The organism is Mesorhizobium sp. DCY119 (assembly GCF_003590645.1).
Lineage (GTDB): Bacteria > Pseudomonadota > Alphaproteobacteria > Rhizobiales > Rhizobiaceae > Mesorhizobium_M.
This window is the reverse complement of record NZ_CP031834.1, coordinates 4725096-4741189: the sequence shown is the minus strand read 5'-3', so window position 1 is coordinate 4741189 and position 16094 is coordinate 4725096. Positions and strand designations below refer to the sequence as shown.

Genomic DNA, 16094 nt, shown 5'->3' with positions numbered 1-16094 from the left:
TTTGAGACGCGCGTATCGTATTGATATGGTAGTCTCACGTCAACAAGCTGAAATCGTCGAAGAAGCCGAGCGCGGCCCCCGGGCGCGCACGCGCCGGCTCATGCTCGACACGGCGATCCGGCTGATGCAGGCCGGCGCGACGCCTTCGGTCAGCGAGGCGGCGGAAGCCGCCGGCGTATCGCGTGCGACGGCCTATCGTTATTTCCCGAGCCAGGCCGCCCTCGTGCAGGCCGTGGTCGACGAGGGGCTTGGGCCGATCCTCGACTGGCGCTCAAACTCGAAAGACACCGGCGAACGCGTCGCCGATCTCATCGGCACATCGCTGCCGCGCATCGAGGAATTCGAGGCCACCTTCAAGGCGGCGCTGAAACTGTCGCTCGACCAGTGGGCGCAGCGCCAGGCCGGCACATTGGGCACGGAACCTCAGTTCAAGCGCGGCCATCGCGTCGAGCTTCTGCGTGAGGCGATCGCCCCGCTCGGCGGCTTGATCTCGCCCGCGGCAAGCGAGCGGCTGGCGCAGTCGCTTTCGCTGGTTTTCGGCGTCGAAGTGCTGATCGTGCTGAAGGATATGTGGGGTTTGGGCAGCGAGGAAACCCGCTCGGTGGCGCAATGGGCGGCTGCAGCACTTGTGCGCGCTGCAATCAGCGAGGGTAGTGCGGCGTAGAAAGGCGGCATTGGTCTGCATGAAGCGGGCTTGCAAATCTGGTTCTACCAGATTTGATGTTTTGCCGCGTCGCTAGTGGTCTATGTCTATAACGAGTTTTCATCGCTTTTAGGCATGGATGAGCCAGAATGAATATGAAATTCTTGTGAAGTCGTGCCGAGTTGGGCTCTGGCCCTCACAAAGAAACCACTTGACGGCAAAGCGCCAATTGGTAATACCAGATGCATAGGAGGAGCGGATTGGGCATTGTCGCCTAAATCGGTTCAGGGCAGGTCGAGGAGGACCGCGCCCCAAAGCAGCAGCACTGAAAGACTACCCGGAGCAGCGCCGCGCGCTGCCCGACCAAGAGGTAGAGTTGCGCACCACGGGAGGAACGCATAATGCGCAAGACATTGACCGGCCTGCTTGCCGGTATCGGCCTATCGCTAGCCTGCAGCACTTCGGCTTTCTCACAGGAACTGACCATCTTCTGGGCGGAATGGGATCCGGCCAACTACCTGCAGGAACTCGTCAACGAGTATGAGAAGGAAACCGGCGTCAAGGTCACCGTCGAGACGACGCCCTGGGCCGACTTCCAGACCAAGGCCTTCACCGAATTCAACGCCAAGGGCGATGCCTACGACATGGTCGTCGGCGACTCGCAATGGCTCGGCGCCGGCTCGACCGGCGGTCACTATGTCGACCTGACCGACTTCTTCAAGAAGCACAATCTCGGCGAGGTCATGGCGCCTGCCACGGTCAAGTCCTATGCCGAATATCCCGGCAACAGCGGCAAGTACTGGGCGATCCCGCTCGAAGGCGACGCCGTCGGCTGGTCCTATCGCAAGGACTGGTTCGAGGACCCGAAGGAGAAGGAAGCCTTCAAGGCCAAATATGGCTACGAGCTCGACGTGCCGAAGGACTGGAAGGCGCTGCACGACATCGCCGAGTTCTTCCACCGCCCCGACGAGAAGCGCTACGGCATCGCCATCTACACCGACAATTCCTATGACGCGATGGCGATGGGCTTCGAAAACGCGCTGTTCAGCTTTGGCGGCGAGCTTGGCGATTACTCGACCTACAAGGTCGACGGCATCATCAACTCGGACAAGGCGGTAGCGGCCCTCGACGCCTACAAGGAACTCTACAAGTTCACGCCTCCGGGCTGGGCCAAGACCTTCTTCGTCGAGAACAACCAGGCCATCACCGAAGGCCTGGCGGCGATGAGCATGAACTACTTCGCCTTCTTCCCCTCGCTGCTCAACGAATCGACCAACCCGCATGCCAAGAACACCGGCTTCTTCGCCAACCCGGCAGGCCCGGATGGCGATCAGTTCGCGGCCCTTGGCGGGCAGGGCATCTCGATCGTGTCCTATTCGCAGAACCAGGAAGAGGCGATGAAATTCCTCGAATGGTTCATCAAGGACGACACCCAGAAGAAGTGGGCCGAACTCGGCGGCTACACCTGCTCGAAGGCAGTGCTTGAATCGGCCGAATTCCAGAATGCGACGCCCTACAACAAGGCCTTCTACGAGACCATGTTCAAGGTGAAGGATTTCTGGGCCGTGCCGGAATATGCCGAACTGCTCCAGCAGCTGAACCAGCGCCTCTACCCGCACATCGTCGGCGGAGAGGGCACGTCGAAGGAAGTGCTCGACGCGCTGGCCGGCGACTGGAAGGCGACTTTCGCCAAATACGGCCGCGGCCAATAAAGCCTCATACCCCTTGGAGGGGGTGCCATAGCGCCCCCTCCTTTTCTTTCGTCAGGTCCATCAAAGCGCGGCAACAGCGCAGGGTCCGGCGGACAAAACATCGGAAGCTTCTCAGAGGAGGAGAGTTTCTTGGCGACCGCAGTCATGACCAGTCTGAACCCTGCGTCTCGTGCCGCCGCGCGCGGTATGAGCGACCTCTCGATCCGCAATCTTTTCATCATCCCGACGATCCTGTTTCTGATCGTCTTCAACATCTTTCCGCTGCTCTACTCGCTCTATTATTCCTTCACGGATTTTCGCGCCTCCACCAACGCGGCGGGAAATTTCGTCGGGCTGCAGAATTACCGCGAGCTTCTCAACGACCCCTTCATCTGGTCGAACTTCGCCATCACCGCCAAATACGTCATCGTCTCGGTCACGGGGCAGGTGCTTGTCGGCTTTGGCGTCGCCCTCCTGCTCAACCGCCACATCCCCTTCAAGGGATTGCTGACCACCCTCCTGCTTCTGCCGATGATGCTCTCCATGGCCGTGGTCGGCCTGTTCTGGAAGCTGCTCTACGATCCGTCCTTCGGCATCATCAATTATGCGCTGGGCCTGGGCACCTTCGAATGGCTGGCCAATCCCGACATGGCGCTCTATGCGGTCGCCATCACCGACATCTGGATGTGGTCGCCCTTCGTCATGTTGCTGTCGCTCGCCGGCCTGTCGGCGGTGCCCAAGCATCTCTACGAGGCCGCGGCAATCGACCGTGCCGGCTCGTTCTACACCTTCTTCCGCATCACGCTGCCGCTGGTCGCGCCGATCCTGATGATCGCCATCATCTTCCGCACCATGGAGGCCTTCAAGACCTTCGACCTGGCCTACATCCTGACCAGCCAGCCGACCACCGAGGTCATCTCGATCCGGCTCTACAAGATGGCTTTCCAGGAATGGCAGACCGGCCGCTCCTGCGCGCTCGCCTACATCGTGCTGATCATGGTCATCGCCATCACCAACATCTACGTGAAATACCTGAACAAGGTGAAGGAGCGCTGAGATGGCCGCAGTCCGTACCAGCGGCGAAATAGCGCTCAACCGCCTCGCCATCGTCGGCGTCCTGATCGTCACGCTGATCTTTCTGGCGCCGATCTACTGGATCGCCTCGACGGCTTTCAAGCCGCGCAATCTTGCCACCACCATCCCGCCGACAGTGGTCTTCGAGCCCGAGATTTCGCCCTTCGTGAAGCTCTTCACCAAGCGCTCGCAGATCAGGCAGGCGCCGACGCCGGAAGTCTATGAAGCCGCCCCCTGGTGGGAACGCATGATATATGACGGCGGCGAAAAGGTCGTGCGCTCGGGCAGGGGCGAGGTGCAGCTTTCCGGTTATCCCAGTCGCTTCATGAACTCGCTGATCGTGGCCATCACCTCCACCGTGCTTGCGGTCGGCATGGGCACCTTCACCGCCTACGGCTTCTCCCGCTTCAAGGTGAAGGGCGAGGCGGACCTGCTCTTCTTCATCCTGTCGACGCGCATGCTGCCGCCTGTCGTGGTGGCGATCCCGATGTTCCTGATGTATCGCGCCGTCGGCCTCAACGACACGCATTGGGGCCTCATCATCCTCTACACCGCTTTCAACCTCTCCTTCTCGGTCTGGCTGATGAAGGGCTTCATCGACGAGATACCCAAGGAGTATGAGGAGGCGGCCCTTGTCGACGGCTATACGCGCATGGAGGCCTTCTTCAAGATCGTCCTGCCGGAAGCCGCGACCGGCATCGCCGCCACCGCCGTGTTCTGCTTCATCACCGCGTGGAACGAATACGCCTTCGCGCTGATCATGACCAACCGCCGCGCCCAGACCGCGCCGCCCTTCATTCCGTCGCAGGTCGGCTCCGGCCTGCCCGACTGGACGGTGATTGCCGCCGGAACCTTCCTGTTCCTGCTGCCGGTCGCGATCTTCACCTTCCTCCTGCGCAACCACCTGCTGCGCGGCATGTCCTTCGGAGCGATCCGCAAATGATCCGCAGCGATACCCTCCAGCGCATCGCCGAAATCGTCATGGTGCTGGGCATCGTCGCCCTGTGCCAGCCGTGGAACCTGTTCCTGCATCGCTACGGGCTGACTGTCATCATCATCGGATTGGTCACCTTCATGCTGACCAACTGGTTCGGCTCCAAGGTGGTGACCGAGGTGGATGCCCCGCGCGGCAAGGAGGGCCACTCGTGACCCAGATCGAACTTCGCGGCGTCCAGAAATTCTTCGGCGCCGTTCAGGTCATCAAGGACCTCAACCTCAAGATCGAGGACAACGAATTCATCGTGCTGCTCGGCCAGTCCGGCTGCGGCAAGACGACGACCCTGCGCGCAATCGCCGGGCTGGAGACGATCGACGAGGGCGATATCCTCATAGACGGCCAGGCGGTCCAGCACCTGAAATGCTCCGACCGCGACATCGCCATGGTGTTCCAGTCCTTCTCGCTCTATCCGCACATGACGGTCTACGAGAACATGGCTTTCCCGCTGCGGGCGACACATATGAGCCGCAGCGAGGTCGACAAGGCGGTGCGCGGGATCGCCGGCGTGCTGCGCATCACCAACCTCCTGAGCCGCAGGCCCTCCGCCCTTTCCGGCGGCGACATGCAGCGCGTGGCGATCGGCCGTGCGCTGGTTCGACGGCCGAAAGCCATGCTGATGGACGAACCGATCGGCGCGCTCGACGCCAAGCTGCGCGAGGAGATGCGGGCCGAGATCAAGCGGCTGCATCTGGAGCAGGGCTCGACCACCATCTATGTCACCCACGACCAGGTCGAGGCGATGAGCCTCGCCGACCGCATCGTCATCATGCATGAAGGCATCCTCCAGCAGGTCGGCACGCCGTCGGAAGTTTACTCCTATCCGGCCAATCTCTTCGTCGCGCAATTCGTCGGCAGCCCGGTCATGAACATCGCCAAGGCCCAGGTCTCGGAGGAGGGGGGCTCGGCCCGCGTCACCGTCGATGGCGCCGAAAAGGGTTTTGCCTTCCCCACTGAGCTTCTCGGCAAGATCGACCGCCTCAAGGGCGCCAATGGCAGCCTCGCGCTCGGCATCCGCCCGGAAGGCGTCATGGTCGAGCATCAGGCGTGCGAAGGTTTCCTGCCGGTCGAGGCGCAGATCATCGAACCGCTCGGCTCCTATGACATCGTCGACCTGAAGCTCGGCTCGCAGATGCTGCGCGCCCGCACGCGCAGCGGCTTCGTCGCCAGCGCCGGTGACAAGGTCTTTGCCCGCATCGACCCGACCCAGGCGCATTTCTTCGACACCAAGAGCGGCAATTCGCTCGGAGTTCGGCTCTGATGGCCCATATCCAGCTGAAAAACATCACCAAGAAGTTCGGCGCTCATACCGCGTTGAAGGGCCTCGACCTCGAAATCCAGGATGGCGAATTCTTCGTCCTTCTCGGCCAGACGGGTGCCGGCAAGACGACGACGCTGCGCCTGATCTCCGGTCTCGAAACGCCGACCGAGGGCAACATCTTCATCGACGGCATCGATGTCGGTCCATGGGGCGCGGCTGAGCGCGACGTGGCGCTGGTGCTCCAGCAATACTCGCTCTATCCGCGCTACACCGTGCGCGAAAACCTCGAATTCCCGCTCAAGCCGAAGATCCGCCGCCTCGACCGCGCCGAGATCGACGAGCGCGTCAACCGCGTCGCCAAGACACTGCGCATCGAACACCTGCTCGACCGCAAGACCGACCGTCTCTCCGGCGGCGAAATGCAGCGCGTTTCCATCGGCCGTGCCATCGTGCGCAAGCCGCGCGTCTTCCTGATGGACGAACCGCTGTCGGCGCTCGACGCCAAGCTGCGCGAGGCGCTGCGTACGGAGCTCAAGAACCTGCAGATCAATCTCGGCGCGACCTTCCTGTTCGTCACCCACGATCAGATCGAGGCCATGTCGATGGGCGACAAGATCGGCGTGCTCAACGAAGGCCATCTCGTCCAGGTCGGCACCCCGAACGAAATCTACAACAACCCGCTCAACACCTTCGTTGCCCGCTCCGTCGGCTCACCGCCGATGAACCTGATCGAGGGTGAACTGCGTTCGGGCAAGGCCGTCATGACGCAGAAGGATTTCGAACTGCCTTTCGCGGGGGCGACCGGGACGAGCGCGGCGGAAGGGGACCGCCCGCTCGTCTTCGGTATCCGCCCGGAGGACCTGCATCTGGAAGCCGGCGCGCCGGTGGAAGCCAGGGTACACGATGTCGAAAATCACGGCGTCGAAAAAATCCTGACCTTGCGCGTCGGTGACACCATGTTGCGCGCCACCGTTCCGGCCCGCACCGACGTCGCGCTGGAAGATGCGGTGCGGTTTGCCTGGAACCCGAACAAGGTCGTGCTGTTCGATCGCGCCAGCGGCGTCAGCCTGCGCCACGCCGGCTGATTTCTAAGCCTCCAGCGCGCCTGATCGCGCATCAGTGCTGCGACGGTCGCCCACCAGCTTGACCAGATCGCCCCCCGCCAGCGTCGCGCGCGAGGCCCGCCGCGTCAGGATGAAACCCGCCTGCGGCGCAAGCACCTCCACGCGCCCGCCTTCCTCGCCCGGGGCGGTAATGATCGTCGCTATGCGCTGGCCGGCCGTCACGCGATCGCCGGGTTTTACATCGTAAAGGACGGCGCCGGCGCAGGGCGAGGGCACCATGTCGATATGATCGATCGGCGCGACCTCGCCCTTGAATTCCGTGACTGTGGCCACCGACTTGTCCTCGACCACACCGCGCGCCACCAGCAGCCGATAAAGCCCCTCGGCATCGGCCTGGGCATGACCGGCGTCCACATCGAGAATGCCGCGATACTCCACCGTGGTCACGGCGCGCCGCTCCAGTTTTGCTTCCCCGGCCGGCAGCTGCAGATAGGGGTAGAGCGCTGCCTCGTCGAAGGAGGCGCCCGAAGCATCGCTCCACAATATGACCGCGTCCACGCCCATGCAGGCGGCGCAATCCGCCATCGCCGGCCACAGTTCCTTCTGGATGTAGAGATAGGGCAGGCCTTCGTCATCGCAGTGAAGGTCAAGCACGATGTCGTGCCCGAGCGACAGTTTCAGCAGCCGGGCCTTGAGCTGCTGGTCTGCGTTCATAGGCTTTTCGTCGCCGGGCAGCAGGCCGGCATCCGGACGGCCGATCAGGGGGAAGTCGCGGTTGAAATTGGTTCGCGTGCCGAGATGGAAACGGCCCTGGGGTGAGCCGAAAAACTGCTGCGCCCGGCCGACCGGATTGGCGCGCGGCACGATGGTCAGCGTGCCGCGTATCCGGCCTTCGACTTCGGCCTTGCGCAGCTTCGGCATCAGCGCATCGATCGCCACCACGCCAGGCAGTTCATCGCTGTGCAGGGCTGCCTGGATATAGGCCGACGGCGCGTCCGGCGATGAACCGGCGATGCGAAAGACGGGAAATTCATAGTTCGCCCCGTCGTCATTGCCCTTTATCGTCTCGATCGTTTTCTGCATCGCGCTTCCCGTTTTGTTGCGGCGTCTGTCCTGTTTGGCGCTCCGCTTGCCACAATCGATTCTTCGCGAAACCCGGTTGAATCGAAGGACAGCCTGTGCGCCTTATGACGCGCCTGCGCCCTTGTATCGAGCAGCTGGGGGCCGAAGCAAGCCGGGAGAGCCATGCCTTCATCACGCGACCGCCTCGAGGCCATCCTTGCCCGCCTGTCCATGCGCGCCGCCGAAGAGCGCGTCTTCACCAAGCTTTATCCCGAGGCCGCACGCGCAGCCGCCGATGCCTCGGATGCACGCCGCAAGGCGGGCGTCTCGCTCGGGCCGCTGGATGGAAAAATCGTTTCGATCAAGGACCTGTTCGACGTCGCCGGCGAGCCCACCCTTGCCGGCTCCGCCATCCGCCGCGATGCGCCGCCGGCAGAGCGGGACGCCGTGGTCGTGCGCCGTCTCCGTCAGGCCGGCGCGGTCATCATCGGCAAGACGGCCATGACCGAATTCGCCTTCACCGCCGTCGGCATCAATCCGCATTTCGGCACGCCGGGCAACGCCGCCGATCCGGCCCGCATCCCCGGCGGCTCGTCTTCGGGCGCCGGCGTTTCGGCAGCCGAAGGCACCAGCGAAATCGCCATCGGCTCGGACACCGGCGGCTCCGTGCGCATCCCGGCAGCCCTCAACGGCGTCGTCGGCTTCAAGCCGACGGCTGGCCGCGTGCCGCTCGACGGCGTCTTCCCGCTGTCCTTCTCGCTGGATTCTGTCGGCCCGCTGGCCAGGACCGTCGCGGATTGCGCGCTGGCCGACGCTATCATGGCGAGCGGCGAACCCGCCACGCTTGCTCCTTTGCCGCTTGCAGGCCTGCGCCTGGGCGTGCCGAAGGGCCGCCTTCTGGAAGGGCTGGAACCTGCCGTGGCAAGCGGCTTCCAACGATCCCTGAACTTGCTCGAGAAAGCCGGTGCACGCCTGATCGATCACGCAATCGACGACCTCGTCGATGCCATGATCGACGCCACCAAAGATGGCACCATAGCAGGCATCGAGGCAGCATCGGTTCATGCCGATTGGCTGGCCGATCCCAAGATCGCCGCGCAGGTCGAGCCGCGTGTCGCGGGACCGCTGGCGCGCCGCCTGTCGGTATCCGCCTCGGCCTACATCAGGCTCATCAAGCGACGCAACGAACTCGCCCGCGCCATGGATGCGCGGCTTGCGCCTCTCGATGTCCTGGCACTGCCGACGGTCCCGATTGTTGCGCCCGAAATCGCGCCGCTGGAAAACGACCGCGCGCTTCAGGATCGTGCGGACGGCCTTCTGCTGCGCAACCCGCAGGTCGCCAACCAGTTCGACCTGACATCGATTTCGCTGCCCATGCCCGGAATGAGCCTACCCGCCGGCCTGATGCTCTTCGCCCGCCACGGCCACGACCACCGCCTCCTCGCCATCGCGGCGACTGTGGAGGCAGTGCTGGGGTGATGGGCGGTTGGTGAAGTCGTCATCCCGGAAACCGGAGCGGAACGCAGCTTATCCGGGACCCATTGGCCGCAGCATCGTCAAGTGCGCCCCGGTCCTGACGGTGATGTATTCTGCACCGCCGAAGCTCTCCGCCGTTCCGGCATGAATCCGTCGCAAGAGCGACCCCCGCATTCGCTCCGCTCGTGCTGCGCCCGGGATGACGAAGGGAGGGACGGCACTTCAAACGTCAACCCTGGCGATTGGCGGCGCCAACCATGAAGTCGTCATCCCGGAAACCGGAGCGAAGCGGAGGTTATCCGGGACCCATTCCGAGCATCGTCAGGCGCAGCCCGGTCCTGATGTTGACGCGCATTCTGTACCGTCGAAACGCTTCTCCGTTCCGGCATGGATTCCCGACACTCTCCGCTCGTTCCTCGCTCACGAGGTCGAGAATGACGAATTGCATTTGGGCTTGCCGCTAATCTTCGGCCTTGGTGAGTTGCCGGCACGGCAGCTAAGAATCGCTGCCGATTTCGGACGATTTGCGGCGAGGCAACCAACGAGCTCCGCCCATCTCCACCGTCGGCGGCTTGCCGCCGGGCAACCAGCAAGCTCGGCGCATCTCCAACGTTGGCGGCTTGCCGCCCGGGCAAACAACAAGCTCGTCATTCTCGACCTCGTGAGCGAGGAACGAGCGGAGAGTGTCGGGAATCCATGCCGGAACATCGATGAAGGCCGCAGCGGTGCAGAACTACCGAAGCTGAAACCAGCGGAAACCGTGGGGGAAAGATTTTCACCCGATTCCCCGCCAACCCATTGTTTCCACTCACCCCACATATTTTTTCACCCCCAATCTTTCCCCACCCCAAGACACTTCCCGCATAATCCCCTCATCGCTCTTGCGGGACCGGGTTCTGGAACCGGGATCGGGGAGAGCGGCGGTGACCTCCCGCCCTGGTGTGGTAGCCAGGAACCCGAGGGCCCGACACAGGCCGGCGTCCTGCGGCCGCATGCCCTGGCTGGAAGCTGCAAGCGATAAGCTTGTGGCGGAAGGACCAAGGGCAGATCGCGCAGGATGCGGAGAAGCCGCGGCGTCTTGTCCATGGAATGTACATGGAGCGGGCGTTGTGACCGGCCGACTTCGGGACAGACACCGAGCGGGGCGCGGAAGCTGCGCCACGTACTAACATTAGGAAGGCACGGCCAAGCGCCCCGCTTCCCGGCTCTTTGACAATGGCCAGATGCGAAAGCAGGCGTGGCGATGAATAGGTGCGTCCTTCGAGGCTCGCTGGCGCTCGCACCTCAGGATGAGGGAGGGTGGGGATGAAGCGCGCCGGCCTATTCTCCCCCCTCGAGGGGGGTGAGGAACGGTCCGCGCAGCGGACGAAAAGCCAACGATTTGGCTTTTCGAGTGACGAACGCCCGGAGCCTTAGCGTAGGGCCGGGGCGCGAAGCGCCAGAGGGGGTCGTTCATGCCGAACTCAACGCAAAACAAACGTCGAGCACTGCCGCAGCGACCCCTCCCGGCCCTACGGGCCACCCTCCCCTCAAGGGGGAGGGAAAACCTCACCCCGCAAACCGCTGCCGATAATGCTCTACCACCTCCGGGTTGCGCAGATTGACCGGCAGCTCGCCGCCAAGCACACGGATTGCCTCGGACGCCGCGCCGGTGCCCATGCGCTGCATGCTCTCTTCGGTGATGCCGGCCATATGCGGCGTGACGATCACATTCGGGAACGAAAAATAGGGATGGTCCGGTGGCAGCGGCTGGGTCGAGAAAACATCGAGCGCAACGCCGCCGATGGCACTGTTGCGCAGCGCCTTGATCAGTGCGTCGTCATCGACCACCGGTCCGCGCGAGACGTTGACCAGAAGCGCTCCCGGCTTCATGCGGCCGATGCGCTCGCGGCTCAACAGTCCCGTCGTCTCGGGCGTCAGCGGGCAGCAGAGCACGACAATGTCGCTCTCCTCGACAAGCTGGTCGACGGTGGCGAAACGCGCTCCTTCCGGCAGGCTTTTCGGACTGCGGCTGTTGGCGATCACGTCGATCCCGAAGCCGTCGCGGGCGATGGAAAAGACCGCCCGCCCGATATTGCCCATGCCGATGATGCCCATCGTGCGGCCCGCAAGTTCGCCGGCGAAATTGGCGTGTTCGCGCCCGGCAAGCCAGCCTTGCGCGCGCAGGTCGGCATCTACGATACGGAAGCGGCGCAGCAGCGCCAGCGTCGCGAAGATGACGTGCTCGGCAACCGAGCGGGCATTGACGCCTGGCACATTGGCGACCAGCACGCCGGCCTGCGTCGCGGCGTCGACCGGGATCATGTCGAGCCCGGCGCCATGGCGGATGGCCGCGCGCAGCTTTGGTGCGTTCGCAAAAAGGGCAGCGGGCAGCGGCGCGCGCACGATGACGATGTCGGCATTTTCCGCTTCACGCACCAAAGTCGCATCATCCAGCGCCGAGGCGATGACCAGATCGCCATGCCCGGCAAGCATTGCGGTTGCCTTCGGATGCAGGGCGTGGGTGGAAAAGATGACCGCCATGGATCAGGCCTGCTCCGGCTTTCGCTCGCCTTCCGCGCCATCGACGCCGCCGATCAGGTCTTTCCAGTAGCTCTCGGCGCCTTGCAGATGCGCGCTCATCAATGCCTGGGCAAGGTTGCCGTCGCGGCGCAGCAGCGCCTCATAGATCTGGATGTGCTCGGCATGCGAGCGGCGGCCGCGTTCGGGGTCGCTGAAATAGATCGGCAGGCGCTCTTCGCCCATCAGATAGTAGACGCTGCAGATCTTGTGGAAAACGCTGTTCTGGGTCGCCCGCACGATTTCGAGATGGAAATCGCGGTCGAGCTTGCCCAGCGGTTCGCCGGCGCCAAGCCGCTCTTCGGAATCCCTGAGGATTTCACGCAGCCGCTCGTAGTTTTCCTCGGAGGCGCGCGAACAGGCGAGTTCGGCCGCCTTGATCTCATGGATCTTGCGCAGTTCCACCGTCTCGTAGATCTGGATCGGATCGAGCGGCACGCCGGCCTTGGCAAACAGCGCCATTGCCTCCACACTTGCCTGCCGCGTCGTCAGGTAGATGCCGGATTTCGCGCGCCGTTCGACGATGCGCATCGCTTCCAGAATCGCCAGCGATTCCCGTATCTGGCCGCGGCTGACGGCAAAATGCTCGGCCAGCTCGCGCTCCGAGGGCGTGCGCCCGCTCTCTGCGTTGGAGCAGGAGAACAGGTAGGAGGCGAGGTCCGCCAGCAGGTTCTTTTCTTTCATCTTCAGCTGCTCTGTGCGTGGGCCTCCAGGAACCGTTCGGAGACCGTGAACCCCAGACCGGGAGAATCGGGGATGGTGATCATACCGTCCCTGGCCTCGACCGTCTCCTCGATCAGGTCATGGATCATCGGATTTGCACCAAGCGAATATTCGATGGTGAAGCTGGCGGGCGAGGCGGCGCAGACATGAAGCCCGGCAAAGAAGCAGGGCGCTCCCGCCCACAAATGCGGCGCGAAGCGCAGGTTGAAGGCGCTGGCGATCGTGCCGATCTTCATCGCCTCGCTGATGCCGCCGCAAAAGGCGGGATCGGGCTGGAAGATATCGGCCGATTTGAGCACGGCGAGATCGCGGAAGGCATAGCGCGTCGCCTCGCTTTCGCCGGTCGCGATCGGCACGCAGCCTGCCGCGCGAACCTCGGCCATGCCCTGCTTGTCGTCGGCGATCACCGGCTCCTCGAACCAGGCGAGGTCGCAGTCCGAAACCAGGTTGATGAAGCGCTTCGCTTCGGCCACCGTGTAGGTGCCATGCGCATCGACCATGATCTCGACATCGGGGCCCAACGCCTTGCGCGCCGCACGCACGCGCGCTGCCGAAATATGCGGCGCGCCGTCCATGGCGCCGACGCGCATCTTCACCGCCTTGAACCCGCCCCGGTCGATATAGGATTTGAGCTGGTCGCCGATCGCCTCGGCATTTGCCCAGCCGCCGGAGGCATAAGCGGGCATGCGCTCCAGCTTGCGCCCGCCAAGCAATTGCCACACCGGCTTGCCGAGCGACTTGCCCAGAATGTCCCACAGCGCGATGTCGACGGCGCTGATGGCGGCGATGGACAGGCCGCGCCGCGCCAGCTGCGGCATGGCGTGGCCCGATGCAGCGGCGGACTCGTGCCGCACGCCGTTGTAGAGCATCTCCCAGATCACGCCGATGTCGCCGGCCTCGCGGCCGATCAACTGCGGCCCGATTTCATGGTTGAGCAGATGAACGAGAGCGCCATAGGTGCCGGCGCTGCCGGCGGCGTTCTTGCCTTCGCCCCAGCCGACGAGACCGTCGTCGGTCTCGATGCGCAGGATCGCGGCGTCGAAGGTTTGAACCTGCCCGAAATCGCTGCGGTGCTGGCGATCTGCTGCGATGGGTATGCGGACCCACCATGCCTGTACGTGCTTTATGCGCATAATTCTCCCCAGCCCTTCCGCCATGTCTGGGCGAAAGGGCTCAAATGCCGGACTGCCGGCGTCCTACTTGATCAGCGGCAGAATGGTTTCCGCCGTAATGCGCATCTGGTCGGCATAGAAGTCTTCGGTCAGAAGGCTCGAGCCGTGATCCTGGATGAATTTGAGCTGCTCCGGCGGAATGTCGACCGGATTGCGCTCCACCATCGTCGGGTATTTGTTGGCCGGCGTGCGGTCGACGGGCGCGACGAACTCGTTGGTGACGGCGCCGTCATAGCCGATCTCTTTCAGCGTGCCGATGATCTTCGGCCAGTCGAGCTGGCCGAGACCGGCAGCGAAGCGGTTGTTGTCGGCGACGTGGAAGTCGAACAGACGCTTTCCGGCGAGCCGGATGGCGTCATACATGTTCTCTTCCTCGATATTGAGGTGGAAAGCATCGAGGCATACGCCGCATTCCGGGCTGACTGCGTCGGCCAGCGCCAATGCCTGCGCCGCACGGTTGAAAAAATAGGTCTCGAAGCGGTTCAGCGGTTCCACCGCGATCCGCACGCCCTTCTTCTGCGCATGGGCAAAGCACTCGCGGGTGGCGTCCACCACCCATTTCCACTCCTCTTCCTCGGTGCCGTCCGGCACCACCTTGCCGACCGTCGCCGGCACCAGCGTGATGATCTCGCCGTCGAGTTCGCTGACCATGGTGATGACGCTCTTGACGTAATCGACCGAACGCGCGCGCTGGCCTTCGTCTTTCGCAGCGAGATTGCGCTCGCCAAGCGTCAGCGTCACCGCACCCCAGCAGCGTATGCCATGCTCCTTGAGCAGGGCGCGTGTTTCCTTGACGTCGTACTGCGTCGGCTCGCCGGAGATTTCGATGCTCTCGTAACCGTATTTCTTGATCCGCGCGAGCGTCTTGGCCAGCGGCTCGGCGCGCATCCAGTTATGCGTCGAAAGATGCATGATCGTTCCTTTTCAAACATTCGCCTGCAATCAGCCCCGCCGAAAGGCGAAACAACTTCTCCTCCCCACAAGGCTGCGCAGTTTTGCAAACTGGTTCGACCAATTGGGTATGAAGGGATTACTAGACGATTTCCAAAAAGCTCGCAAGACGGCGAAGAAAATCAAGTTGGATTTAAACTAACATGCTGATACAAAAAGATATAATTTCGGATCGCGGAAAAATGGAAGGCTTGACGGCATTGAACGTCCGGCTTGACCGAAAAATTCAATTTGGTATTACCAGAGAGGCTGTTGATAGACGAAGACATTTGCGCGAACTGACCAATGGTTTGATGTAACCTGCGGCTGTGGAAACGTTGCGCGGTTGAGGAGAGGGAGAACAAGATGGCCACCACATTGAAAGGCCCGGGGATATTTCTGGCGCAGTTTGCGGGAGATGCGGCACCGTTCAATTCGCTGAAGAGCATTGCCGAGTGGGCTGCCGGTCTCGGCTACAAGGGCGTGCAGATACCGACTTGGGACGGACGGCTGTTCGACCTCAAGAAGGCGGCATCATCCAAGACATATTGCGACGAAGTGAAAGGCACCTGCGCCGAGGCGGGCGTCGAGATCACCGAACTGTCGACGCATCTGCAAGGCCAACTCGTGGCGGTGCACCCGGCTTACGACAGCCAGTTCGACGGCTTCGCTCCGGCAACGGTCCACAACAATCCCAAGGCGCGCCAGAAATGGGCGGTCGAGCAAATGAAGTTCGGGGCCAAGGCTTCGAAGAACCTAGGCCTCAAGGCGAGCGTTTCATTCACCGGTGCGCTGGCTTTCCCCTATCTTTATCCGTGGCCGCAGCGTCCCGCCGGCCTGATCGAGGAAGCCTTCGGCGAGTTGGGCAAGCGCTGGAAACCGATTCTCGACGCCTATGAGGATGCGGGTGTCGATCTCTGCTACGAGATCCACCCGGGCGAGGATGTCTTCGACGGTGCGACCTTCGAGATGTTCCTCGACGCGGTCGGCGGCCACAAGCGCTGCAACATCAACTACGATCCCTCGCATTTCCTGCTGCAGCAGCTCGATTACCTCGCCTTCATCGACATCTATCACGAGCGCATCAAGGCGTTTCATGTGAAGGACGCCGAGTTCAACCCGGACGGCCGCCAGGGCGTCTATTCCGGCTATCAGGGCTGGGTCGGCCGTGCCGGGCGCTTCCGCTCGCTGGGCGATGGCCAGGTCGATTTCGGCGGCATCTTCTCCAAACTCGCCGCTTATAATTATGACAGCTGGGCGGTTCTGGAGTGGGAATGCTGCCTGAAGCACCCGGAAGTGGGAGCTGCCGAAGGTGCCCCATTCATCGACCACCACATCATCCGCGTTACGGAAAAGGCGTTCGACGATTTCGCCGGCGGAGCGACCGACAAGAAACTGCTGCGGGCAATGATGGGCATTTGAGCGCCGGCCCCTTCAAGGAGGCG

The 16094-nt window shown here is 62.9% G+C and carries 14 protein-coding genes; 9 read left to right on the top strand and 5 right to left on the bottom strand.

Features of this window, described 5'->3' with window-relative positions:
- Window positions 1-25 precede the first annotated feature (25 nt).
- From DZG07_RS23190 to DZG07_RS23160, 7 genes are all read left to right on the top strand, one after another.
- Window positions 26-664 (top strand): TetR/AcrR family transcriptional regulator, encoded by a 639-nt coding sequence (locus DZG07_RS23190; RefSeq protein ID WP_162931704.1) that lies wholly within the window; start codon window positions 26-28, stop codon window positions 662-664.
- Between the two features lie 380 nt (window positions 665-1044).
- Window positions 1045-2355, top strand: coding sequence for an extracellular solute-binding protein (locus tag DZG07_RS23185; protein ID WP_091916471.1), 1311 nt, complete (start codon window positions 1045-1047; stop codon window positions 2353-2355).
- Between the two features lie 129 nt (window positions 2356-2484).
- Window positions 2485-3390, top strand: a complete 906-nt coding sequence (locus DZG07_RS23180; protein ID WP_091916472.1) for a sugar ABC transporter permease — start codon at window positions 2485-2487, stop codon at window positions 3388-3390.
- A gap of 1 nt (window position 3391) precedes the next feature.
- Window positions 3392-4351 carry a carbohydrate ABC transporter permease gene (locus DZG07_RS23175; protein WP_091916479.1) on the top strand — a complete coding sequence of 320 codons (960 nt, stop codon included), beginning with the start codon at window positions 3392-3394 and terminating at the stop codon, window positions 4349-4351.
- A complete protein-coding gene (locus tag DZG07_RS23170; RefSeq protein ID WP_119821127.1) occupies window positions 4348-4557 on the top strand; it encodes a hypothetical protein in 210 nt (69 codons plus the stop codon). The genes DZG07_RS23175 and DZG07_RS23170 overlap by 4 nt, the downstream gene beginning before the upstream one ends.
- Complete coding sequence (locus DZG07_RS23165; protein WP_119821125.1) at window positions 4554-5663, top strand: ABC transporter ATP-binding protein; 1110 nt, start codon at window positions 4554-4556, stop codon at window positions 5661-5663. Before DZG07_RS23170 ends, DZG07_RS23165 begins: the two co-directional genes overlap by 4 nt.
- On the top strand, window positions 5663-6748 hold the full coding sequence (locus DZG07_RS23160) for an ABC transporter ATP-binding protein (protein ID WP_119821123.1): 1086 nt from the start codon (window positions 5663-5665) through the stop codon (window positions 6746-6748). Before DZG07_RS23165 ends, DZG07_RS23160 begins: the two co-directional genes overlap by 1 nt.
- Window positions 6749-6751: 3 nt before the next feature.
- Here the strand turns inward: DZG07_RS23160 and DZG07_RS23155 are convergent, their stop codons facing one another.
- A complete protein-coding gene (locus DZG07_RS23155; protein WP_119821122.1) occupies window positions 6752-7810 on the bottom strand; it encodes a succinylglutamate desuccinylase/aspartoacylase family protein in 1059 nt (352 codons plus the stop codon).
- Between the two features lie 162 nt (window positions 7811-7972).
- Between DZG07_RS23155 and DZG07_RS23150 the strand changes: the two genes are divergently transcribed.
- On the top strand, window positions 7973-9268 hold the full coding sequence (locus tag DZG07_RS23150; RefSeq protein WP_119821120.1) for an amidase: 1296 nt from the start codon (window positions 7973-7975) through the stop codon (window positions 9266-9268).
- Window positions 9269-10813: 1545 nt separating this feature from the next.
- On the opposite strand, the gene DZG07_RS23140 is transcribed toward DZG07_RS23150, so the two are convergent.
- The 4 genes from DZG07_RS23140 to DZG07_RS23125 form a co-directional block, all read right to left on the bottom strand.
- Window positions 10814-11788, bottom strand: a complete 975-nt coding sequence (locus DZG07_RS23140) for a hydroxyacid dehydrogenase (protein ID WP_119821116.1) — start codon at window positions 11786-11788, stop codon at window positions 10814-10816.
- Between the two features lie 3 nt (window positions 11789-11791).
- Window positions 11792-12508, bottom strand: coding sequence for a FadR/GntR family transcriptional regulator (locus DZG07_RS23135; RefSeq protein ID WP_091916487.1), 717 nt, complete (start codon window positions 12506-12508; stop codon window positions 11792-11794).
- A gap of 2 nt (window positions 12509-12510) precedes the next feature.
- Window positions 12511-13680: a mandelate racemase/muconate lactonizing enzyme family protein gene (locus tag DZG07_RS23130; RefSeq protein ID WP_091916488.1), complete on the bottom strand. Its 1170-nt coding sequence runs from the start codon at window positions 13678-13680 to the stop codon at window positions 12511-12513.
- Between the two features lie 63 nt (window positions 13681-13743).
- Window positions 13744-14631 carry a sugar phosphate isomerase/epimerase gene (locus DZG07_RS23125; protein ID WP_091916489.1) on the bottom strand — a complete coding sequence of 296 codons (888 nt, stop codon included), beginning with the start codon at window positions 14629-14631 and terminating at the stop codon, window positions 13744-13746.
- Between the two features lie 384 nt (window positions 14632-15015).
- Between DZG07_RS23125 and DZG07_RS23115 the strand changes: the two genes are divergently transcribed.
- Window positions 15016-16071 carry a sugar phosphate isomerase/epimerase gene (locus DZG07_RS23115; RefSeq protein WP_091916492.1) on the top strand — a complete coding sequence of 352 codons (1056 nt, stop codon included), beginning with the start codon at window positions 15016-15018 and terminating at the stop codon, window positions 16069-16071.
- Window positions 16072-16094: the final 23 nt, after the last annotated feature.